Raw genomic sequence first — 21698 nt, 5'->3', positions numbered from 1 at the left:
AAGGTAACAGACAAATTTATAAAAAACAATGTGAGGTTTTCTGACATACGTGAAGTCTTCTTCGTCTGCTTTTGGTATGGTGTTAACAAGAAAGCATCAAATACTGCTTAGGAGGTTCTTATGGAAAGAAAGAAGCTTGTCCTAGTTGGAAATGGTATGGCCGGCGTCAGGTGTATAGAGGAGATCTTGAAAATTGACGCTGAAGCCTTTGATATTACAGTGTTTGGCAGTGAACCTCATCCCAATTACAACCGGATTCTTTTATCCACAGTGCTTCAGGGTGATACGTCGATTCAAGATATTACGTTAAATGAAATGTCATGGTATGCAGAAAATAATATCAAGCTATATACAGGGGAAACCGTGATTAAGATTGATCCTGATCAACAGCTCCTCTTTACCGACCTCGGCAAGGAGGTCTTTTACGACCAATTGATCCTCGCAACCGGATCACAGCCTTTTATGCTGCCGATTCCTGGTGCGGTTAAAGAGGGAGTTACTGCTTTCCGGGACATTAAAGATTGTGAAACCATGATTGCTGCTGCACAAAATTATAAAAAAGCAGTGGTGATCGGTGGCGGGTTACTGGGGTTAGAAGCAGCACGGGGCCTGATTAACCTTGGAATGAAGGTCGATGTTGTCCATCTTACAGGCCAGTTGATGGACAGACAGCTGGACCTCGTCGCATCAGATCTTCTGAAAAAAGAGCTGGAAAGCCAGGGGATGAATTTTCTGCTCGAAAAGCAAACAGAAGAGATATTCGGAGGAAAACGGGCAGAGGGATTACGGTTTAAGGATGGTTCAACTGTGGATGCCGATTTAGTCGTAATGGCTGTAGGAATAAAGCCTAACGTCCAGCTGGCAAAGGACAGCGGCATTCCTGTTAATCGCGGAATTGTTGTAGATGATTATTTGCAGACCGAGATCCCAAACGTTTATGCAGTGGGAGAATGCGCCGAGCATCGTGAAATGGTGTATGGATTGGTAGCTCCGCTCTATGAACAAGGAAAGATACTAGCAGAACGAATAACCGGGCTTAAGAACAGGAAGTATGAAGGGTCCGTCATCTCAACACAATTAAAAGTGTCGGGTGTTGATGTCTTCTCAGCAGGGCAATTCATGGAAAGTGAACATACGAAAGCTATTAAAATTCATGATGATGTGGAAGGAATATATAAAAAAATTGTTTTTCAGAACAACAAAGTGATTGGAGCTGTGCTTTTTGGGGATATTCAGGACGGTCCGCGCCTCCTAAAAATGATCCTTGAGAAGGTTGATGTTTCAGGCCTTCCAAAAATTGCAGTTCTGGCCACTCCTTCAGAGGATACCGCAGAGAGCGCTGTAGTTTCCATGCCCGCGAGTGAAGTCGTTTGCGGGTGCAATGGTGTTACCAAAGGTGAGATTTGTGAGGCCATCGTTACTCAGGATCTTAAAACAGTGGATCAGGTAAGAGATTGTACAAATGCCTCGCGGTCGTGCGGCGGCTGCAAGCCCGTCGTTGCTGAACTTCTGGAATATACACTTGGTGATGACTTCGATTACAGTGAGCAAAAGGAAGCGATCTGCAGCTGTACAACATTAAGCCGGGAAGAAGTCATTGAAGAAATCAGAACAAAGGATTTGAAATTCGTGAAGGAAGTGATGCATGTCCTTGATTGGAAAGAAAAAGAGGGATGTTCGAAATGCAGACCGGCATTAAATTATTATTTGGGTATGATCAATCCCGCACAATATGAGGATGAATCAGCATCCAGGTTTGTTAATGAACGGCTCCATGCCAACATCCAGAAGGATGGAACTTATTCCGTAGTGCCGAGAATGTACGGCGGAGTCACAACGGCAGAAGATCTGCGGAAAATTGCAAACGTAGCGGAAGCGTATAATGTTCCGATGATCAAGTTAACGGGGGGGCAGCGGATTGATCTATTGGGCATAAAAAAAGAAGATCTTCCTAATGTCTGGGCCGATCTCGATATGCCATCAGGGTATGCCTATGCTAAATCCTTGCGAACCGTAAAAACGTGTGTAGGTGAACAGTTCTGCCGGTTTGGCACGCAGGATTCCACCCAGATGGGGATCGACCTTGAGAAGAAATTCGAACGGCTGAATACTCCGCATAAAGTTAAGATGAGCGTATCAGCATGTCCGCGGAACTGTGCCGAATCCGGAATTAAAGATCTGGGTATCGTTGGTGTGGACGGTGGATGGGAACTGTATGTCGGCGGTAACGGGGGCACACATTTGAGAGCCGGCGATCTGCTATGTACGGTCCAGACAAAAGAAGAAGTAATCACAATGGCTGCAGCGTTTTTACAGTACTACAGAGAGACAGCCAACTATCTTGAGAGAACATCGAAATGGATTGAACGAGTAGGCTTGGAGCATGTACGTGAAGTCCTTTTTGACGAAGAAAGCCGCAGCCAGTTAGTCGAGCGGATCGAGGAAGCACTCGTTTATACTCAGGATCCTTGGAAGGAAATTATTGGAAGCAAAGAAACACGAGAAAAATTGTTTGAGAGTTTGAAAGTTTAACCAGAACAATGAAAAGGGAGGCAGGACAAAATGAACAGGATCGAAGTCGCACAGCTCCATAATTTGCCGGAAAAACTAGGGGTGACGCTAAAAATCGCAGAGCATGACATTGCACTCTTCAGACTTTCTAACGGAAAGATCAAAGCAGTTGAAAACCGCTGCCCTCATAAGGGTGGTGTTCTTTCCCAGGGAATAGTCAGCGGTGATTATGTATTTTGTCCGATGCATGATTGGAAGATCTGCACGACGAGTGGAGAGGCCCAAGGCCCGGATACCGGCTGCGTCAAAACGTATAAAGTAGAAGTGCAGGATGAGAAAGTCTATCTGTGCTTATAGGGAGAAGAGAGAACGAAGAAGGTGAGGCCATATGTCCAATAATTTTCTCCAGCATTTTCGTCACCAGCAGCAGGAAGCAGCCTATGAAAAAGCCATGGATACCCAGTGCCCGTTCTGCAGTGTTCAATGCACGATGCAGCTGCTGGAACAACGGGAAGGCGGTCGAAAGAAATATAAAGTACTGCCCTTGAAAGAGACGGTGTCAGAGGCCAGATTGTGTATAAAAGGAAGAAACGCCCATCAGCATGCGCTTCATAGAGAGCGTATTCTGCATCCGATGAAAAGAGTGGGTCGTCACTTCGAACAAATATCATGGGATGACGCATTACACTTTATTAAAGAGCAGTTCACGAGCATTCAGGAACAGAACGGCAATGATGCAGTAGGTGTATACGGGGGAGGCTCGCTAACGAACGAAGAAGCCTATTTATTAGGAAAGTTTGCAAGGGTTGCCTTAAAGACAAAACACATCGATTACAATGGGCGCTATTGTATGTCGGCAGCTGCCTCTGCGATGAATGAAGCATTTGGTTTGGACAGGGGCATAACAAATTTGGTGCAGGAGATCCCCTATTCACGATGTATCATCCTGGCGGGAACCAATATTGCTGAATGCCAGCCAACCTTGCTTCCCTATTTTCAAAAAGCAAAAGAGAACGGAGCCTTTATTATCGCGCTGGATCCCAGAGAGACACTGACAACGAAACTGGCGGATATGCACCTTAAAGTAAAACCAGGCATGGACGCAGCACTCGTCAACGGCATGCTGAAAGTCATACTCGACCAAAATCTCTATGATCTTTCGTTTATTGAGGAGAGGACGAACGGTTTTGAAGAGTTAAAAGAGCATATCGAGTCTCTTGATCTAAATGAAATTGCCGCGTCAACAGGGATCCAGCGTGAACAAATGGAGCGGGCAGCCGTTCATTTTGCAACAGGCTCCACAGGTATGGTGTTTACAGCAAGAGGTGTCGAACAGCAAACACATGGTCATGCGACAGTACGGAACTTCTTAAATTTGATCTTAGTGACGGGTAACATCGGTAAGCTGGGATCAGGATACGGGGCTGTAACCGGTCAGGGGAATGGGCAGGGAGGCAGGGAACACGGGCAGAAGGCAGATCAGCTTCCGGGATACAGGAGTATCGAGCATCCAGAACATCGAAAATATATCTCCAAGGTTTGGGGGATTACCGAAGAAGAACTGCCCGGTAAAGGTGTTTCCGCCTATGAGATGATCGAGAAAATGGATGCCGAAGAAATCAAGGCTTTATTTATAATGGGCTCCAATCCGCTCGTTTCAACACCAAATGCGAATCTGGCAGAATCCGCGTTAAAAAAGCTAAAGTTTTTAGTCGTGGTTGATATGTTTTTATCTGAAACCGCAAAGCACGCTGATTTAGTGCTGCCGAGCTCGTCCTACCTGGAGGACGAAGGAACGATGACCAACATGGAAGGACGTGTGACGTTAAGAAAAGCTGCGCGGAGCTGTCCAGGCGAAGTCAGACATGACTGGCAAATTCTTTGTGATGTAGCCGTCCAGCTGGGTAAGAAGACATATTTTCCTTTTCAATCAGCAGAGGAGATCTTTAATGAACTTAGAGTGGCCAGTAAGGGAGGAAAGGCCGATTACTACGGCATCACTTACAAAAGACTGGAAAAAGAAAGAGTATTTTGGCCATGTCCCGCTCCTGGCCATCCAGGAGAAGGAAGGCTGTTTACCGAATCCTTTGCACACGAGGATGGGAAAGCGAAATTTTTAACGGTAGCCAACCATAAACCAAAGGAACAACCGAACAGGCAATTCCCCCTGTATTTAACGACAGGGCGTGTAATGAGCCATTATTTAACGGGAGCACAGACCAGAAGAAGCCCTGCCCTCGCTGCGAGGGAGATCGAGTCGTTCATCAGGATTCACCCGAGTACAGCCAGAGCCTTTCATGTTCAAAACCATTCGTTGGTTAAGGTTGAATCTGCGCGGGGAAGTATACAAGCCCGGGGACTTTATGACGAGTCCATACGTGAGGATACGGTATTCGTCCCCTTTCATTGGGGGGACGAGCAGAATATCAATAAAGTTACATATCACGCACTGGATCCGGTTTGCAAGATGCCTGGGTTCAAAGTGTGTGCTGTCAGAATTGCACCCGTGGTTGACCTTTCAAGAAATTGAAAGTCGGTGACAAATAAAAACAAAGTGAAAAACCCGGCATGCAAGCAGCCGGGTTTTTATAGAAGAGGAATACTGAAGTTAAACAGCTGATTGACAAATAACCCCTAACATATGGCTGTCTGCTCAATTGCGGACAGCTTTTTTGCTGCGAACATGTCTTCGATCTGTGGTAAATTTTAATTATATCAATCTGAAATGGCAACGATGGAGGAAGTCGAGATGGATGAACGGGATTGGCTTATACTAAAGGTTCTATATGAAAAAAAGAATATTACGAAGACGGCGCTGCAATTGTATATTTCACAGCCAGCCCTTACGAAAAGAATTCAGCACATCGAGAAGGAGTTCAAGCTGGTCATTATCGAACGCGGAAAAAGGGGAGTTCAATTTACACCCCAGGGTGAATATCTCGCCACGTGTGCGGATGAAGTGCTCAGCCGGTTCCAGAATATCAGGGAGACCGTCATCAATATGAGTGAAGAAGTTGCAGGGACACTGAGGCTCGCTGTTTCCAATTATATAACCTTGCACAAACTTCCCAAACTGTTAATGCTTTTCCGTGAGAAATTTCCTCAGGTAGACTTTAAAGTTACGACCGGCTGGAGTAGAGAAGTGTTTAATCTTGTCTATAATCATGATGTACATATTGGTATTGTGCGAGGAAATTATCAGTGGTCTGATGCAAAGCTACGGCTTTTTGAAGAAAATCTCTGCATCACATCCAGGGAGGAGATTAAGCTGAGTGATTTACCATCCACTCCGAGGATTGATTATGGAACAGACCCAGCCTTAAAGACAATCATCGATAATTGGTGGAGCAGGACCTTTTCCCGCCCGGGGATAGTCGGTATGGAGGTGGACAAGGGGGAAACGGCCAAGGAGATGGTCATGAACGGTTTAGGTTATGGAATACTTCCCAGTGTTCTAGTGGATCAGAATACAGACCTTTTCAAAATTACTCTTATGGACGAAAAGCAAGAACCGATTGTTCGAGAAACATGGATGTTCTATCATGAGAAATCAATGGAGATGAAACTAATTTCCGAATTTGTCCGTTTTGTTCAAGGTTTGGATTTTATCCATGATCTTTGAAAACCACAGGCTCTGAGCCTGTGGTTTTTTTTGCAGATCACCATTTCGAGGCTGATTATCATTCCATTTTTATATCGCTGTCGATTCGTTATTGATATTTTAATCATCCGTGCTTTCTCTCTATGATGGAAATATGGAAGGGAGAGAAACGTGAATGGAGATTCAATCAAAACAGCTTTATGCACGCTTTAAGGATAATGAAGGCAAAAATTTTGATGCGATCCTGCAGAATGAACATGAGGGCAATATAGGCTTCGGCTTTATGAACACTATAAAAAACGGGATCGTTCGAGCTGTCAATAAAAAGATGATAGTCAGCGAGCCAAAAACTGCGAATTATTTCAGCCTTCCTCTCTGGGGAGTTGAAAATATACTTGATGAAAGCTGCGGTGAATATGACATCGCATTCACCGTAACATACGTCAACTCCTATCAACTGTTTATCCAAATCTATGAACCTTACTAATTCAGGAAGAAAGGAACATCTTATGAAAATATTTTTGATGATTATCGTAAATGTCATTCTCCCCGTCTTTATTCTAATCGGCATCGGAGCGTTTATTCACCGCAAATATAAACTCGATTTGAATACCTTATCTAAGATAAATAACTATCTGCTCATGCCAGCCGTCAGTTTTGTGAATATCTATCAAAGTGAAATCCGGGGAGAGGCACTGCTTACAATCATCGGTTTTCTGCTGCTGCAAAATGGATGTCTCATTCTCCTAAGCAGCACCGTTGCAAAAATATCCCGTTTTGACCGCAGTCTTTCTGCGACTTTTAAAAACAGTGTGGTGCTCAACAACTCTGGCAACTTTGGACTTCCGGTCAGCCAGCTTGTGTTTCAGCACAACCCGTTAGGGGCCTCCATTCAGGTCATCGTTACTATTTTTCAGAACTTTATTACATATACTTATGGTTTAATGAACTCTGCCTCGGTTCATACAAAACGTTCCACGGCTATAAAATCGTTCCTTAAGAACCCCATTTTCTTTGCCCTGCTGCTCGGACTCGCGTTTCAAATGACAGCAATAAAATTACCCTCTTTTCTTTGGACTCCCATTGATAATATTTCCAGTGCTTTTATTGCGGTTGCCCTCATTACGCTTGGTGCTCAGAGTGCATATTTAAGGATTAATCAGTTCTCTCTTCCACTCCTGCTGAGTCTTATCGGGCGCCTGATTATATCACCAATGATCGCCTTGGCCCTCATTTTATCACTGAAACTTGATGGTACAACGGCACAAGCGCTGTTCATCGCAAGTTCATTTCCATCTTCAAGAAACAGCGCCCTGTTTGCTTTGGAACATGGAAACCATCCGTCCTACGCAGCTCAAACCGTCTTGTTATCAACGCTTTTCAGCAGTCTTACGGTTACGCTTGTCGTTTATTTATCAAAGGTCTTATTTTATTAAATATTTCTGAGGTGAAGTAAATCTTGCGTTCAGAGGACGTATTACGAGTTACATAAATAGTGATGAGAAAAGAAGTGCAAGCATATTAGGCTGCACTCCTTATAATTTTTTAAAAGTGACCACGTTCACAAGTTCTCAGCGCATTGTTCTCCTGTGATCTTTTAAACCCAATCCATTCCTCTTCATTTACATATTTTACCATGAAAAAAATTAAGGATGTGAGGAAATGGAGGCTTCTAATCAAATTCCCATGCAATTAAAATATGATCTCAATCTCAGAACCCAATTTACGTTTATAGCAAACGATCCAACCTTGGCGTGTATTTTGAAAAATATTGCTTCGAATTCTGTTAATATTTCGGGTTTTTTCTTAACGAAAGGCCGCCAAAAGAATAATTTTGTCAGGTTTGTAGCTGGTACATCTGAATCTGAGAGTAACCATGGTCTCCGTATCGTTAGAGAAACACTGCAATCTCTTAATATTTCTTTTCAAGAGGAAACAATCATCGCTATCTCTAACATTCCCGCGGGCATTCCAGGCGTTTTCAGCACATTGTTCGGCAGCCTATGGTGTAAGTTTAGAAGTTAAATCATTTTACATCGGAGAAAACGATTTCATAATTATGAATGTATCCAATGTTAAGAAAGCAATAAAGATCCTGTCTCAAGAGGAATGGAAGCAATGCCAAAATGACAGTTGATTTCAATACGTAAGGTAGCATTACTAACTTGCAAGAGGACGACCTGGAATGGTGGGAAGAAAACCATCCTTCCAGGTCTTCCATTTTTTGAATTTACTTAATTTTTACGACTACCCCCATTTAGCTTAATGTTTAAAAATTATAATTGGGCTGTCAACTAGATTCTAGGGGGGATTTGTTCATGCGGAAACAGCCATTCACTAAATTAAGATCGATGATTTTAGCCGCATCCTTGGCATTATTTGTACTTGCCATACCTTGGGCAGTAGACGCCGTAAAAGCATTCGCAGATGATCAAACGCTCAAGCAAAAGAATGTGAACGTTCAATTGCTTGGTATTAATGATTTTCATGGACAGCTTGATACGTATGATAAAAAACGTAACGCTGGCGGTGCGGAATATCTTGCAGCCTATCTTAAAAAAAGGAAAGCTGCCAACCCTAAAAACACCCTTATGGTTCATGCCGGCGATGCAGTAGGCGCAAGTTCTCCAGTGTCGGCTTTGCTTGAGGACGAACCAACGATTAAGTTCCTAAATAAAATGGGCTTTGATGTAGGCACGGCTGGAAACCATGAATTTGATGAAGGAGTAAAAGAAATGCTCCGTCTTATAAATGGAGGCAGCCACCCTAAAACAGTCGAGAAATACGGCAAGTTTGAAGGTGCGGACTTTCCTTATGTAGCCGCCAATGTGATTGATAATAAAACCAATAAGCCATTGCTCGACCCGTACGCCATCAAAAAAGTAGAGGGAGTTCCCATCGGCTTTATTGGGATTGCGTTGTCTGATACACCAAGTGTGGTAATGCCAAGCGGCACAGATGGTGTTCGATTTACAGATGAGACGAAAGCCATCAATAAATATGCAAAAAAATTAAAAGCGAACGGAATCAAATCCATTGTCGTGCTAGCTCATAATCCGGCTGCTTCTAAAGAAGATGGTTCAAAGGCTTCTGGAGAATTAGTAGATATTGCTAAAGGAGCCGATGATGAAGTAGACGTGCTTTTTGGCGGCCATAATCATGCACTAACGAATACCACGGTTGACAACAAATTACTTGTAGAATCTTACTCTTACGGTACTGCGTTTTCTGATGTTGATCTAGTGATTAATCCCGTAACGAAAGATATTGTGAAAAAGAAAGCAGAAATTGTAACTGCCTACCGTGACAAAATCAAACCGGATGCAAAAATAAAAAAGATGGTGGATGCGTATTCGTCAGATGTAGCGCCAATTCTAAATCAAAGGATTGGAACGGCCTCTGCTCCAATCAGCAAACAACAAAATTCGAACGGAGAGTCTGAGTTAGGAAGCATGATTGCGGATGCCATGAGAGCTCAAACTCATACAGATTTCGCATTTATGAATCCTGGTGGAATACGCGCGGACATTGATGAGGGCGAAATATTGTGGAAGGAACTATTTACAGCTCAGCCATTTGGCAATGATCTTGTGAAAATGGAGTTAACGGGGGATCAAGTGAAACAGTTGTTGAATCAGCAATGGGCAGATCCTGAAAGAACAAAGATCCTTCAGATTTCGGGATTAAAAGTAAAATACGATGACTCTCGCCCTGCAGGCGGCCGAATTGTTGAAATAACTCTTCCTGACGGTACGGCAATTCATTCTTCCAAAACTTATACTGTTACTGTCAACAGCTTTATGGCTAGTGGGGGAGATGGATTTACCACGTTGGAGGATGGAAAAAACCAATTGGTTGATATACCCGACCTCGATGCCTTGATCCATTTTATTCAATCCAAAAGGGAGGTAAACCCAACGATTGATGGCCGCATGACAAAATTAAATAATTAGGGACAACAGAAAGGAGTGAGCTCGGAATCCCTTTTTTGTTCATACCATGTCGGATTCTTGGGCAACTTAATCCATAGGGGGGGGTGGTGATGCAACTTGAATTATTCCTATCGATACCTAAAAAAGAACGCATACTGCTGATGCAATTTTCTCGGATACTCCCGATGGAACTTTTTAAAGAATATGCCAATCAACGAACCGTCCTCACTCAGTATTTGGAGGACTTCCCTGAGTTTCGGACCGTATTTGTTATCCTGGACGACATGGAACTCTATTATAGTTATTATCCGCACGCAAGAGAGACCAAAACAGAAGCGATCACTTCTTGGGAATCGGAACTGAAGAAGATCCAGAAACGAATCCAACCAAAAGCGAAAAAGCTGGTGAAATGGTTTCATCAGTTAAAGAAACAAGGGAAAATCACGGAAGAAAAGGCGAAACCAAATATAGAAGGTGCTCTCTTTCAGAGGGCACGAGAGATCAGTCAGCATTTGGCTTCCCTTTGGTTCATTGAAACCGTGTCCCTTTTCGGGTCGGTCGCTGTTGGAACTGAAAAAAAGGGTTCGGACATTGACCTCTTGTTGCATCACACCATCCGAGCGAAAACAAAAGTTGAACCGGTTTTGAACCATATAAAAAATGACGTCAAACAAAGGTTCAACATCGATCTTGATATGCTCAACCATTCTAAACATATGGAGAACATAGGGTTTTATGAACCTGCAGTTGTGATGGCAGAGGAACCCGCGATTAAGATTTTCGGGCAGCATCCCATCCTAAAAAAAGACCTGCAAGTTTTTGTTGTAGATTTGTACGCTGGTCATCATCTCCAGCTCATTCTTTTACCAAAAACGACGGAAGATACGGGATATTCTGTTGTTTTGATTTCCGATTCGGAACAAATCGCCCTCTTTTCCATTAAAATGGAGGGCAATCTCGGGATTTTCAGCAGCCTCGCTGAAAACCGCCTAGCTTTGAAAAAACAGAATATCCCCTTTACTGATGCTGATTTCCAACGGTTTATAGGGGACTTAATGACTGAACTGTTGAGAAAACAAGAACCAGAATTGAATCATGTGTTCCCCGAATCATTCTATGAATCGTACAAAGACATGCCCACGTTTTAGTGAGATGCCAAATCGGCATCTCTTTTTTACGCAACAAATCGTACATATTATCGCTCATAAAAATCAAACAGAGGAACAACGGGAACGGATCATAAAAGAATGGCACCCTGGTTATAAATCAGGGCACAAAACCTTAACAATTACAAATCATTAACACATTTCCATCTAAATCTTTAAAGTTAAAATAGGCAAAATGATCAATACGTTCTATTTCCCTAACGATTGTACTTTCTTTGTTTTTAACAAATTTATAGGCTTCATCAATATCCTCGACGAAGAAATTAAATAGAACATGTTCTGAAGGACTTAATGTAAATCCTGGATCAAAAGTATGATCGTCCAAAGTAAGTCCAGTCTCAGAAGTAATGGGTATGTTATATACAGGTGATGCAACGTCATCCTTATTGAATGGGATCGCAAGTAAATCACTGTACCATTCTGCTGATTTTTCTAGGTTACTAACATGGATGAAAACATTGTTTACCTTACAGGCAATAGGAGAAGAAAGAGAGTTCATAGACATTCCACCTTTTCATTGTATCAATGTTACATATTCGATGAAGAAGGAGAGATCACCCGCTTCTTGGAGAATTTTCTTACGCTCCAGGAGTGGGAGAGGGCGGAGGTCTCTTTATACATTAAAATATCGAAGACCACAAATTGGACAGGCTGAGTGTGAGAAAGCTGCTTGATCCGTTCTAGTCGAACCGCCTGGAAGTAAATCAGATTGAAGAATTTAATTTAGAGTATGATGCTGTAAGTAAGTAATAAACTTAGGATAATATGAAATACTTGCTTTAATGTTTATTAAAAAAATAAATGAAAATCCTTAGGAGATCGAAGGCTGGGCATCTTATTGGAACGCCAAAATTCTACAAGAAATGGACTTAACCTCTCATGAGACAATCGAGTTCGCTAAATTAAACGCGGGCGTTGTACAGCCTTCGACGACATCAATAAATCCTTACTACTTAGGTCTTCAAATATTTAAAGACATCGAAGAACGCTATCATAACCCAGATGAAGAATTGCTGCGACAAGGAGTGAAGCCTGAATCGGGACGTGAGAAGATATTTGAGGTTCGTGAACTTGAATCAGACATATCCTTTATCCGAAACTATTTAACTAAGGACCTGGCACAACGGGAAGATATGTATCTGTTTCAAAAGCAGGGGAAAGAATACAAGATCGTTGATAAACAGTGGGAGCAAGTCCGCGATCAGCTTGTCGGTATGCGAGTAAATGGAGGCTTTCCTTACATTACAGTTAACGATGCGGATTACATGAAAAATGGTGAGTTATACTTCGTTCATAGCTATGAAGATATGGAACTTGATGTGAAGTACCTGGAGAAAGTGCTGCCCCATGTTCATCACCTCTGGGGTCGTCATGTTCATATGGAGACGAAGATTGAACAGAAGCCTGTTCTGTTCACTTTTGATGGGAAGACTGTGCATCGGAAGTATTTATAACATAAGAAGATTACAAGCGAAGTCGCTTGTAATCTTTTTGTGTTCATTTAAATACAAATAATGGATAATAAAGAAAAGGATTTCTGCTTATTGGGATAAAGGAGGGTTTGTATGTTAATTAAAAGTTTGTCTGGAAAAAGCATTAACTCCATTGAAGAATGGAAAGCATTTTCTCCACCTGCTTCACAAGATCTCCACTGGGTGTTTGTCCCAGGAGGAGAACACATTTCATCGCATATACCTTTTTTCATTGGAAAGGTAAAAACGTCCATACCATCACTAATTATTTAGGAGTGCAAATATTATGAGAAAACAATGGACGGAAACTGAAAATGAGATTTTTTCTATAATCCTTGATAGATACAGAGACGATATTAGAGGAAAAGATAAAAAACAAGTAAAAAAGGTTACAAGAATATATGCTGAAAAACTATATAGTGCTAATCAGATTTTACAATCAAGAACCATTCAGTCCGTTGACGAGCATTTATCATACTTTGATGATTTAACGGCAGGTGTAGGGTCAAAAGAGGATTTTGCAAAGAAGGATGAGAAATATTACGGTAAGATTCCAAGGTCTGACAATAGCTTTATTTCTAATCCTGCAAGAGTCATTAGGTCAAAAGAGAAATATTTGAAATAAAGGTGGAGATATTATGTATTTATTGAATATCGATAAACCAACTAAGTCTTGTACTCTGCATTTTTTAAATTGTCATACTATTCTTTTAGAAGGAACTAAAAGGAAAGGTATTGATCACTTACTTGAGGATGGTGGATGGATTAAATTTACCTCTAAAGAAGAAGCGATAAGCTCTTATGATTCTGAGTATAAAGGTTTTTCATTTAAAGACTGTGGTAAATGCATGAAACGAGATTTGGCATGAGCAAAGAATTAATCCTTCCATTTATAAAATCCCACATACTCCAGTTACACAAAAGAAAAAAGCCAGCTGCCTGCTGGCTTTTTTACTTTATTAATGTGAAATATCTAATGATGAAAAACTGTTCGCTTCATCTATATAAAAGTAGTCACGATTCGTTAAAGCAGGATATTCGTTATCCACTTCCCGAAGATATCCATGACTTATGTTACTAGTGATTAATGTCTCTTTATCAGTTGAAAGTATACCGTTCGAATAATGTTGTATCTTTTCAAATACATATTTGTATGACTTACCTTTAAGATATGATTCATGGATATAATTGTCCTCAAGCGTATACAGAACGAAATATTTCATCTTTACCTCCTAAAAGTATTTGTATAAATATTCCATAAAAAATCATTGAACACCTGCCTGCATTTTATTCAATTAACGAGCTTGATCGTTGGAAAAGACATAGTGAAACTAATAACTAATTTTAACGACTAACTATACATAGGGATAAAATGTAAAAAAGAAGGGGGATTTACATGAAAGGAAAATGGTTACCTGTCCTTATTATTGCTCTTTTGCTATTATCAAGTTTTTTTGTATACAACTATAAGAACGCTAAGCCACCAATGCCAAAAGTGATAGCAGAAGGAAGTATCAATATTCCAGTCAAACAAGGAAGTTATTGTTGGGACGGATTTTTGAGCGGTGAATGTGTTGATATGGTTGAACCTTTTATGATGAGTGATAAAAAAATTATACATGTAAAACCTAAGGAAGAAATCAGGATTACCTATAATCGAAAACCAATTAAAGAATCAAAGAGTGTAACTCTTTGGACAAAAAATAAATCGGAACCAGAAGAAGCGTTGCCGATGGCGGGTGGTGTCTTTTTAGCACCTCGTGATCAGGGTGTCTATGCGGTTAATACACACGGTATCTGGAAACAAGGTAGTGCGAGTCACGTTTTCTTTATCAAAGTGAGGTAAGGTAAGAAATTAAAAACATAAAATCCCGAAACTTTTTCAATAAAAGGGTCAAAAGAGCTTGGCGAACACCAAGCTCTTTATCCTTTATGGCCACCTATTAACTTACTTCTATGGAGAGCTGTACCTGCATGAGTGTACGAGACGGCTCTTAATAAAGATGCAGGACCATGTTTTCTTCTTATTTCATCCATCGTATAACCTAGTCGATTTCTTTTAGGATTATCTAAATCAAACAACGATAACTGTATTTCGGAATCATCCACAACATTAGAAATCCTAACATCTATACTTCTCACCACGTCGCCATTATAAAACTTCTCAAACAATTCAAGACAAACCTTATAGACATCCATCGTGATATTGGTCGGATGATCGATTGTTTTTGCTCAATGGAATCCGCCGCCGAAGGAATCTTTGGAGTAACCGATACCTAAACTAATCGTTCTTCCCGCTTTGTGTGCAGACCTTGTTCGCCTGGCCACTTCTTCGCAGATTTCTAAGATCACATGCTTTACTTCTTCTTTGTCTGTGTAGTCCCTCAATAGAATTTGGCTTTTTCCAAAACTGATTTGGCCCAGTATAATAGGTGCACCAAGATCACTATGGTCGATACCGTGAGCGTGATAATAAAGCTGGTTTCCCATGATTCCAAACTTCTTTTCCAATAGTTCTAAGGGGTAGTGGGCTAAGTCACCCACTTTAACGATACCCATTCGGTTTAATGTATTTTGTAGTCTTGAACCGATACCCCACATTTCAGACAGTGGGGTAACAGGCCATAATTTTTGAGGGACTGATTCATATGTCCACTCGGCGATCCCTTCTGTTGTTTTTTTAGCATCGAGGTCCAAACATAGTTTACTGAGCAACATGTTCTCACCGATTCCGATCGCTACTGTGAGTCCTAACTCTTCAAATATCTCCTTTTTTATCCTTCTTGCGATTGACCATTTGTCACCAAAAATACGTTCAACAGGATTTACTCGTATGAAGGCTTCATCAATGGAATAAACGTGTATATCTTCTCTAGCTGCATAACGATGGAGAATTTTGGTTACTTCCATAGACATATCAAGGTAATACTTCATTTCCGCATTTACGATGTGGATCTCTTTATGTTTGGGTATCTCAAACAAGCGGCTTCCTGTTTTGATACGATATTTTTTTTTCATAAAGGGGGGTTGACGCTAAAACGACACTCCCTTGGCGATCGGTAGCTCCAACAACAACTAAGTAGGTGGTTAACGGATCTAAGCCTCTTTTTATACACGAACATGAAGCATAAAAGCTCTTTAAATCAATACATAATATGCTTTCTCTTTTGAAATCCATGATTAACACCCTCCCGAACGTACGTTTCTCTTTATTATATGCGAATATACGTTCTTGTTGAACTGGTAAATTTAAGGAGATTAATTTAGGCTGCTATCTCCTGCCATAATTAACGAAAGGTTAGGCGAAGAGGGAATTGTTAAATTTGGTTGAATTCCATTAACGATCGATAAAATTAAAAGGACTAGTGGTATAGATAAAGGGACACTCGAGGTTCTGTTATTCTTGAAATAAACCATTGTTTACAAGGATTTATTTTTAAATACGTTGCCAAGATGAAGTATTTTATAATGGAAATATGTTGTAATTGGAGGAATGGCTATGGCTCACATTATTTGGATTATGCGGAATACCCAACAGAGGAAACATGGAACAAGTTATATGACAGAAAAAAGAAGGCTTTCGACAGATTTAAGTTTTCAAGGCTGGAGGTGGCACTTTTTCTTAAACTAACGTAAAACAGTTTAGTGGTATAAACAGATAAAGTATAGGGGTTGAAGATGATGGAAAAAGAGCTATACAAAGCAATTGAATTACGGAAAGGTGGAAACCATAAAGAATCCAACAAATTACTTATGAAACTGGTACAGGAGTTTCCTGATGATGCATCGATAAACTATCAATGTGCATGGAGTTTTGATTTATTAGGGGAAGAATCGAAAGCAGTCCCCTTTTACGAAAATGCAATTAAATTAGGGTTGTCTTCAAAGAACCTGGAGGGAGCCTTATTGGGATTAGGGAGTACATATAGAACATTAGGAGAATATGAAAAGTCCAAAAGTACATTTCTAAAGGGAATTGAATCATTTCCAAACAATAAAGCAATTCAAATCTTCTATTCGATGCCCTTATATAATTTGAACGAACATAGTAAAGCGATGGAGTTATTATTAAAATGCTTAACAGATACAACAACAGACGATGAAATTTCAGGTTATTTCTACTCGAATAAATTAGATGAAATTTGGGAGTAGTTTGTGAAAAGATGTACTTAAAGTAACGGGTTCGTTAGTTGAAGAAAACGGAGCTGTCTTTAAAGGGCAGATTAGTTAAAGAATTTAGTAAATGAGGTTGAACTTTCTTGGGTAATGGAGGGGCTATTATGATGATAATTAGAGCTGTTAAACAAGAAGAAAATAGTTTTATCGAAGATTTTGTTTATGAAATATTCAAGAATACGAGCTATTCAGATGGTGTAGTTGAAAAATCTCTTGTAAGAGAGATTCGGGAAAAACAATATTACATCCCACAATTAGATTTAGTTGCTGAGGAGAAAAGGGAAATTATAGGACACTTTATACTTTCAAAACTTCCAATAAGTAATAAATATGAAAACGAAATTTTAATGTTATCCCCCGTCTCTGTGGCAATTGAAAAGCAACGACAAGGTGTTGGTACGTTTATGTTGCAGGAAGGTATTAAATTAGCTTCTGAAAGAGGATATAAAGGAATTATTGTTGAAGGAGATTTTAGATATTATCGACGCTTTGGATTTAAAACATCAACTGAGTTCGGTATTTATGCGTCCAAGAAAAACTTACCGCCATCCAAGGAGAATTTAATGGCAATGGAGTTGTATAAAGATGGGTTGAAAAACATTTCTGGTGAAGTGGACTATACAATTTATCATTCATTAACACATTGAAATTTATTTAACACTTCAAATATTAATGGGTGTATTGATCCAAGGAAGATAAACAACTTTTTTGTTGAATTTCTTATTAAGCTAAAGGGGCAGGATAGTTGAAGAAGAAATTTCTCTAAACTTGGAAGAATTTATACTCAAAAATATGTTAAGGAGCTTGTGAATTATATGGAATCCATTAGCAAAAGCGAAGTGAATCTACGAGATATCACAGAGGAAGATCTTCCTATCTTTTTCGAACAACAACTAGATTCAACGGCGAACTATATGGCTGCCTTTACAGCTAAAGACCCCACTGATAAGGATGCATTTTTTGACCATTGGACAAAAATTATCGCTGACGAGACCATCACAATTAAGACTATATTATTCAATGGCATTGTCACTGGGCACGTTTCGAACTTTGAACAGTTCGGCGAACCCGAAGTAAGCTACTGGATTGGGACGGAATATTGGGGTCAAGGTATTGCAACTAAAGCGTTGTCAGAGTTTCTGGAGCATATTAAGGTACGCCCGCTCTATGCACGTGCCGCTAAAGATAACCTCGCCTCCATCAGGGTATTGGAAAAATGCGGGTTTAAAATCATCTCTGAAGATAAGGGTTTTTCCAACGCAAGAGGCAAGGATGTTGAAGAATTTATTTTGAAGCTTGAACCTTATGATATGTAATTTAATACCCGTAATATGATTGGAGCGGTTCTTGACTAAGAAACCTTCTGTTGTTTAACTAACGGGTTGCGTTTGTTGAAGAAGCAAATAAAAAAACAGCTGCCATAGCTGCTGTTTTTTTAATCATCCCAGACCTCATCCATCAGGTCTTCGATTTCTTTTCTCAATTTCTTTGTTTCCTCTTTATCAACGACAATCTGATCACCCTTAAAATAGATGACGTCACCGACCTTTGCCTGTTTGCGAAGTGATGATTTAAGAATATCTTCGGTTTCATTGCCAATCTCGATGACAGCATACTCGCCTTCAAAGCGGTCAATAATCCCCTTAATTTTCTTCATTACCTTTTCTCCGTTTTTACAGATAACGTGCTGTGCACTTGAAGTTAGAATCCTCTCTTTTTTTAGGCTGTTTTAGCAATAATTGTAGCTTTTCTTGTACAACTAACTGGTAGGTTAGTTCAATAAATAAGTACAAATAATCTAGGGTCGTATGATAAAGTAAAGCTATTATAAACTTTAGGCAAGTGAAGGTATTTATTTTTATTGAAGGGGAATGAGAACGAAAAATGGGGTTAGTCTTATTTTCGCTATTTATGATATTACTGGGAATATTCACTATATTGATGTCTATTTTCGGTAAAAAAAGGATATTAAACAATTCGGTCCTGGCATACCAACGGATTTTGGTGAACTATTTATAATGATTATTTATAAGATTTTCCCCACTATTATAAGAAGAATTTTCTTATTTTTTTTAGGAGTAGGTCTAATTGTTGGTGCTATTTTTATAATGTTACAGAAATAATTTTTGGTGTGCTAAGTGCTATGATATATGTTTGTGAAAAAACGTACTTAAACTAACGAGTGCTTTACTTCATTACCAGGAGCTGATCAGCAGCTCCTATTCTTATGCAACTAAAGGGCAGGTTACATCAACAAGCTAACTGATATAATTGAATATATAAATTTAGTAAGGAGAAGTATTTATGAGAACAGAAAAAGAGAAGATGTTAGCTGGGGAAATGTACAACCCTGCTGACCCATTATTATTAAAGGAACGTGAGGAAGCGAGACGAAAAGTTAGAATTTATAATCAAACATTAGAAACTGAAGTAGAAAAACGTTCAAAGTTATTAAAGGAATTACTCGGTTCCACTGGAGAAAATGTATATATGGAACCAAATATACGTTTTGACTATGGCTATAATACACACGTTGGTGAAAACTTTTTTGCAAACTTCGACTGTACCATCTTAGATATTTGTGAAGTGCGATTTGGTGATAATTGTATGCTTGCACCTGGTGTACAAATCTATACTGCAACACATCCAATTAACCCAACTGAACGCAATTCTGGTAATGAATACGCAAAACCGATTACCTTTGGAAATAATGTATGGATTGGCGGAAGTGCAGTAATTAACCTAGGAGTAACAGTAGGGGACAATGTTGTAATTGCATCAGGTGCGGTCGTTACTAAGGATGTACCAGATAATGTTGTAGTGGGCGGCAATCCAGCCAAAGTAATTAAACAGATTGAAATATAAGCTATTTTCTCATTGAACTAAGGGGTGCTTTAGTTGAACAAAGGCATCTAACTAGATGTCTTTTATAGGAACAAACTTTGCGAGAAGAGCCTAGAGGAAAAAGGGTTAGGAAATATAAAAAGACTAGTCTGAACATTCAGTCAACGGGGAGGGATAACCATTGTAGTATGTTAGCGGAAGGGTGTTTATATAAGAGGGAATAAAACTAACCAATTGTCTCTTTGTTTTATTCAATTCATTCTTCCTCTCATGTGTATGTAAATCCAAATGTAATTCTAACCCATTTATTGAAAATTTTCTATACATAAATAATAAAAAAGATTCCCTTAATTAACTATTATTGGTAGATTAGGGAGGATGGGATATACCATGTGCCAAAAAGCACTTATTACAGTAAAACCACGCGTTGTAGTATAGTTTTGTTCAACAGAAGAAGCAGAAGAGGCTGGCTACCGTGCTCCACTAAGGTAGAAGCTGTTAAAACAAAAAAATTCAAGTCATTTCTTAGACAGGAGACAATTAAATGGAGAGAATTAGACCAAAAATTAAAAACGGCAATGAAATTCCAGTGAATATACCACGGACAATATTTAGCAAAAGAATGTCCCAGTATCCAAGCTGCTGCAAGGTGGTTGAAAACAAATACAAAACAACTACGCTATAACTGGTCGGCTATAAACAATGGAATATGGTTTGACAAACCATATAGTTCATAATGGGGTGACATATTATTTTACAACAGATATAGAAGCTGTATCGATGAAGCAAGAAAGTTTAAAAACAAAACGTTAGGAAGCGTTGGTATGATGGTTCTTTTTACAATTGGATGATTAGGAAAGCTACCATAAAATATTGAGATTAACTAATAAAGGGCGTGGAAAATCGTTGATTTATAACACCACATGGAATGATTCTCAAACAAAAAAAATCTACCAAGCTACAAGTAATTCAGAAGTTTTAATGGAGAGTTTGGAGTATGAATTATCTAGTGCTGGATTGGTTGAGCTAATTGGTGAAAGTCCTGTACCAGATAAGGGGAGAGAGTACGGTGTAATGGTTTATTACTACAACGCTAAAAAAAGGAGAAGATTGTTAAGTGCTGCACCTCGGCGAAAACATGATCACATACATATTGTAATATTTTCACATTTATCTAGAGAAATTCTTGCAACCAATCAATTTGATATAGGAAATTCTATGGATCCTCAACCAGATATAAAAATTCATTCCAAAGAAGAAATAACGAAGCTAATTAATCTTATTAAACAACATTGGCAAAAATCCAAATAGGTTGCATGCTTTAGGATCATTTCTTTTATTACCAATTACCTTATTCTACTAACGAACGCCGTTAGTTAAATTAGAAACAAAAAAGACGAACTGATGAGTTCGTCTACTTACTGGTTTTTAATTTATTTTATTACCTGTTCTTTTGCATCAAATAGCCTATAATTATCATGCTTTATTACTCGTAATCCTACGAGTATTGCTTTATTGCAAACTACTTGAGAGAAATTACTAAACCAAGCGTGTCCAGTGTCCTGAACTTTAATCTCAAAATAATCGTTTCCTATATCATAAAACTCAACAGAGATTAAATCCTTAAAATTATCCCAGTTATAGGTTTGGATCACTGACTTGATATCATCTTTTTGTTTTTCAGTAAATGATATATTTTCTTTTATAAGGGAGAACCTAACAATTTTGCTTGGCATAGAATCAACTCCTTTTCCCTTACTTTACCATACCAATCACCTTACCACTTTAATTTTCAAAATACAAAAAGTGACATCATTTAAAAGATTTTCTTATCGACCAAAAGGGCAGGTTAGTTTAACCAAAAGAGCGGAAGTACCAATGTTTTTTTATGTTTTTTGTGTACTAGGTCCTGTTTTTCTTCCTTTTTACGGTAAAATATATCACTTCCCTATCTCCCGACCGATTGTGGCATTATTGATGTCCACTTAAAGACAAG

The 21698-nt window shown here is 39.4% G+C and carries 21 protein-coding genes and 2 pseudogenes; 19 read left to right on the top strand and 4 right to left on the bottom strand.

From position 1 onward, the window contains the following. The first annotated feature begins 120 nt into the window (after nucleotides 1-120). The 9 genes from nirB (at nucleotide 121) to QYF49_RS08665 (ending at nucleotide 11192) form a co-directional block, all read left to right on the top strand. The gene (gene nirB, locus QYF49_RS08705; RefSeq protein ID WP_290399235.1) at nucleotides 121-2532 is read left to right on the top strand and encodes a nitrite reductase large subunit NirB; all 2412 of its coding nucleotides are present in this window, start codon (nucleotides 121-123) and stop codon (nucleotides 2530-2532) included. Nucleotides 2533-2562: 30 nt separating this feature from the next. Continuing rightward, the gene (nirD, locus tag QYF49_RS08700) at nucleotides 2563-2868 is read left to right on the top strand and encodes a nitrite reductase small subunit NirD (RefSeq protein WP_290399234.1); all 306 of its coding nucleotides are present in this window, start codon (nucleotides 2563-2565) and stop codon (nucleotides 2866-2868) included. Nucleotides 2869-2899: 31 nt separating this feature from the next. After that, on the top strand, nucleotides 2900-5041 hold the full coding sequence (gene nasC, locus QYF49_RS08695) for an assimilatory nitrate reductase catalytic subunit NasC (protein WP_290399233.1): 2142 nt from the start codon (nucleotides 2900-2902) through the stop codon (nucleotides 5039-5041). Nucleotides 5042-5260: 219 nt separating this feature from the next. After that, on the top strand, nucleotides 5261-6133 hold the full coding sequence (locus QYF49_RS08690) for a LysR family transcriptional regulator (protein ID WP_290399232.1): 873 nt from the start codon (nucleotides 5261-5263) through the stop codon (nucleotides 6131-6133). Nucleotides 6134-6287: 154 nt separating this feature from the next. Further along, nucleotides 6288-6599 (top strand): hypothetical protein, encoded by a 312-nt coding sequence (locus QYF49_RS08685; RefSeq protein ID WP_290399231.1) that lies wholly within the window; start codon nucleotides 6288-6290, stop codon nucleotides 6597-6599. A 22-nt stretch (nucleotides 6600-6621) separates the two neighbouring features. Continuing rightward, entirely contained in the window at nucleotides 6622-7548 is a 927-nt protein-coding gene (locus QYF49_RS08680; RefSeq protein ID WP_290399230.1) for an AEC family transporter, read from the top strand. A 226-nt stretch (nucleotides 7549-7774) separates the two neighbouring features. Further along, the gene (locus tag QYF49_RS08675; RefSeq protein ID WP_290399229.1) at nucleotides 7775-8137 is read left to right on the top strand and encodes a hypothetical protein; all 363 of its coding nucleotides are present in this window, start codon (nucleotides 7775-7777) and stop codon (nucleotides 8135-8137) included. 293 nt (nucleotides 8138-8430) lie between these two features. Beyond that, complete coding sequence (locus QYF49_RS08670; RefSeq protein ID WP_290399228.1) at nucleotides 8431-10065, top strand: bifunctional metallophosphatase/5'-nucleotidase; 1635 nt, start codon at nucleotides 8431-8433, stop codon at nucleotides 10063-10065. Nucleotides 10066-10154: 89 nt separating this feature from the next. Further along, a complete protein-coding gene (locus QYF49_RS08665; RefSeq protein ID WP_290399227.1) occupies nucleotides 10155-11192 on the top strand; it encodes a nucleotidyltransferase domain-containing protein in 1038 nt (345 codons plus the stop codon). A 133-nt stretch (nucleotides 11193-11325) separates the two neighbouring features. Here the strand turns inward: QYF49_RS08665 and QYF49_RS08660 are convergent, their stop codons facing one another. Then, the gene (locus QYF49_RS08660) at nucleotides 11326-11709 is read right to left on the bottom strand and encodes a VOC family protein (protein WP_290399226.1); all 384 of its coding nucleotides are present in this window, start codon (nucleotides 11707-11709) and stop codon (nucleotides 11326-11328) included. 322 nt (nucleotides 11710-12031) lie between these two features. Between QYF49_RS08660 and QYF49_RS08655 the strand changes: the two are divergent. From QYF49_RS08655 to QYF49_RS08635, 5 genes and pseudogenes are all read left to right on the top strand, one after another. Next, a pseudogene (locus QYF49_RS08655) lies at nucleotides 12032-12664 on the top strand (SpoVR family protein); the annotation flags it as partial. 111 nt (nucleotides 12665-12775) lie between these two features. Then, nucleotides 12776-12955, top strand: coding sequence for a hypothetical protein (locus QYF49_RS08650; RefSeq protein WP_290399225.1), 180 nt, complete (start codon nucleotides 12776-12778; stop codon nucleotides 12953-12955). Between the two features lie 13 nt (nucleotides 12956-12968). Continuing rightward, complete coding sequence (locus tag QYF49_RS08645) at nucleotides 12969-13307, top strand: hypothetical protein (protein WP_290399224.1); 339 nt, start codon at nucleotides 12969-12971, stop codon at nucleotides 13305-13307. A gap of 13 nt (nucleotides 13308-13320) precedes the next feature. Further along, on the top strand, nucleotides 13321-13551 hold the full coding sequence (locus QYF49_RS08640; RefSeq protein WP_290399223.1) for a hypothetical protein: 231 nt from the start codon (nucleotides 13321-13323) through the stop codon (nucleotides 13549-13551). Nucleotides 13552-14078: 527 nt separating this feature from the next. After that, the gene (locus QYF49_RS08635) at nucleotides 14079-14528 is read left to right on the top strand and encodes a hypothetical protein (protein ID WP_290399222.1); all 450 of its coding nucleotides are present in this window, start codon (nucleotides 14079-14081) and stop codon (nucleotides 14526-14528) included. A 77-nt stretch (nucleotides 14529-14605) separates the two neighbouring features. Here QYF49_RS08635 and QYF49_RS08630 read toward each other — a convergent pair. After that, nucleotides 14606-15860 (bottom strand): annotated as a pseudogene (locus QYF49_RS08630) (Y-family DNA polymerase). A gap of 503 nt (nucleotides 15861-16363) precedes the next feature. Here QYF49_RS08630 and QYF49_RS08625 point away from each other — a divergent pair. From QYF49_RS08625 to QYF49_RS08615, 3 genes are all read left to right on the top strand, one after another. Continuing rightward, entirely contained in the window at nucleotides 16364-16834 is a 471-nt protein-coding gene (locus QYF49_RS08625; RefSeq protein ID WP_290400402.1) for a tetratricopeptide repeat protein, read from the top strand. Nucleotides 16835-16962: 128 nt separating this feature from the next. Beyond that, nucleotides 16963-17505 carry a GNAT family N-acetyltransferase gene (locus QYF49_RS08620; RefSeq protein ID WP_265407428.1) on the top strand — a complete coding sequence of 181 codons (543 nt, stop codon included), beginning with the start codon at nucleotides 16963-16965 and terminating at the stop codon, nucleotides 17503-17505. Between the two features lie 168 nt (nucleotides 17506-17673). Continuing rightward, on the top strand, nucleotides 17674-18174 hold the full coding sequence (locus QYF49_RS08615; RefSeq protein ID WP_290399221.1) for a GNAT family N-acetyltransferase: 501 nt from the start codon (nucleotides 17674-17676) through the stop codon (nucleotides 18172-18174). 119 nt (nucleotides 18175-18293) lie between these two features. Here the strand turns inward: QYF49_RS08615 and QYF49_RS08610 are convergent, their stop codons facing one another. Further along, nucleotides 18294-18515, bottom strand: coding sequence for a DUF3006 domain-containing protein (locus tag QYF49_RS08610; RefSeq protein ID WP_290399220.1), 222 nt, complete (start codon nucleotides 18513-18515; stop codon nucleotides 18294-18296). A gap of 647 nt (nucleotides 18516-19162) precedes the next feature. On the opposite strand from QYF49_RS08610, the gene QYF49_RS08605 reads away from it, so the two are divergent. Next, the gene (locus QYF49_RS08605) at nucleotides 19163-19723 is read left to right on the top strand and encodes a sugar O-acetyltransferase (protein ID WP_290399219.1); all 561 of its coding nucleotides are present in this window, start codon (nucleotides 19163-19165) and stop codon (nucleotides 19721-19723) included. 885 nt (nucleotides 19724-20608) lie between these two features. Then, a complete protein-coding gene (locus QYF49_RS08600; protein WP_290399218.1) occupies nucleotides 20609-21013 on the top strand; it encodes a hypothetical protein in 405 nt (134 codons plus the stop codon). 122 nt (nucleotides 21014-21135) lie between these two features. Here QYF49_RS08600 and QYF49_RS08595 read toward each other — a convergent pair whose 3' ends face one another. Continuing rightward, nucleotides 21136-21438 (bottom strand): hypothetical protein, encoded by a 303-nt coding sequence (locus tag QYF49_RS08595; RefSeq protein ID WP_290399217.1) that lies wholly within the window; start codon nucleotides 21436-21438, stop codon nucleotides 21136-21138. Between the last annotated feature and the right edge of the window lie 260 nt (nucleotides 21439-21698).

Origin of the sequence: Fictibacillus terranigra (assembly GCF_030412265.1) — a bacterium.
Lineage (GTDB): Bacteria > Bacillota > Bacilli > Bacillales > Fictibacillaceae > Fictibacillus_C > Fictibacillus_C terrinigri.
This window is presented reverse-complemented; position numbering and strand designations above follow the sequence as displayed.

Excerpts from the sequence above, each read along its gene's own strand:
- QYF49_RS08635 (WP_290399222.1), top strand. The coding sequence starts at position 14,079 with ATGAAAGGAAAATGGTTACCTGTCCTTATTATTGCTCTTTTGCTATTA.
- QYF49_RS08665 (WP_290399227.1), top strand. The coding sequence starts at position 10,155 with ATGCAACTTGAATTATTCCTATCGATACCTAAAAAAGAACGCATACTG.
- QYF49_RS08595 (WP_290399217.1), bottom strand. The coding sequence starts at position 21,438 with ATGCCAAGCAAAATTGTTAGGTTCTCCCTTATAAAAGAAAATATATCA.
- QYF49_RS08610 (WP_290399220.1), bottom strand. The coding sequence starts at position 18,515 with ATGAAGAAAATTAAGGGGATTATTGACCGCTTTGAAGGCGAGTATGCT.
- QYF49_RS08615 (WP_290399221.1), top strand. The coding sequence starts at position 17,674 with ATGGAATCCATTAGCAAAAGCGAAGTGAATCTACGAGATATCACAGAG.
- QYF49_RS08680 (WP_290399230.1), top strand. The coding sequence starts at position 6,622 with ATGAAAATATTTTTGATGATTATCGTAAATGTCATTCTCCCCGTCTTT.
- QYF49_RS08685 (WP_290399231.1), top strand. The coding sequence starts at position 6,288 with ATGGAGATTCAATCAAAACAGCTTTATGCACGCTTTAAGGATAATGAA.
- nirB (WP_290399235.1), top strand. The coding sequence starts at position 121 with ATGGAAAGAAAGAAGCTTGTCCTAGTTGGAAATGGTATGGCCGGCGTC.
- QYF49_RS08670 (WP_290399228.1), top strand. The coding sequence starts at position 8,431 with ATGCGGAAACAGCCATTCACTAAATTAAGATCGATGATTTTAGCCGCA.
- QYF49_RS08690 (WP_290399232.1), top strand. The coding sequence starts at position 5,261 with ATGGATGAACGGGATTGGCTTATACTAAAGGTTCTATATGAAAAAAAG.
- QYF49_RS08660 (WP_290399226.1), bottom strand. The coding sequence starts at position 11,709 with ATGAACTCTCTTTCTTCTCCTATTGCCTGTAAGGTAAACAATGTTTTC.
- QYF49_RS08645 (WP_290399224.1), top strand. The coding sequence starts at position 12,969 with ATGAGAAAACAATGGACGGAAACTGAAAATGAGATTTTTTCTATAATC.
- QYF49_RS08640 (WP_290399223.1), top strand. The coding sequence starts at position 13,321 with ATGTATTTATTGAATATCGATAAACCAACTAAGTCTTGTACTCTGCAT.
- QYF49_RS08675 (WP_290399229.1), top strand. The coding sequence starts at position 7,775 with ATGGAGGCTTCTAATCAAATTCCCATGCAATTAAAATATGATCTCAAT.
- nasC (WP_290399233.1), top strand. The coding sequence starts at position 2,900 with ATGTCCAATAATTTTCTCCAGCATTTTCGTCACCAGCAGCAGGAAGCA.
- QYF49_RS08650 (WP_290399225.1), top strand. The coding sequence starts at position 12,776 with ATGTTAATTAAAAGTTTGTCTGGAAAAAGCATTAACTCCATTGAAGAA.
- QYF49_RS08605 (WP_290399219.1), top strand. The coding sequence starts at position 19,163 with ATGAGAACAGAAAAAGAGAAGATGTTAGCTGGGGAAATGTACAACCCT.
- QYF49_RS08625 (WP_290400402.1), top strand. The coding sequence starts at position 16,364 with ATGGAAAAAGAGCTATACAAAGCAATTGAATTACGGAAAGGTGGAAAC.
- QYF49_RS08620 (WP_265407428.1), top strand. The coding sequence starts at position 16,963 with ATGATGATAATTAGAGCTGTTAAACAAGAAGAAAATAGTTTTATCGAA.
- nirD (WP_290399234.1), top strand. The coding sequence starts at position 2,563 with ATGAACAGGATCGAAGTCGCACAGCTCCATAATTTGCCGGAAAAACTA.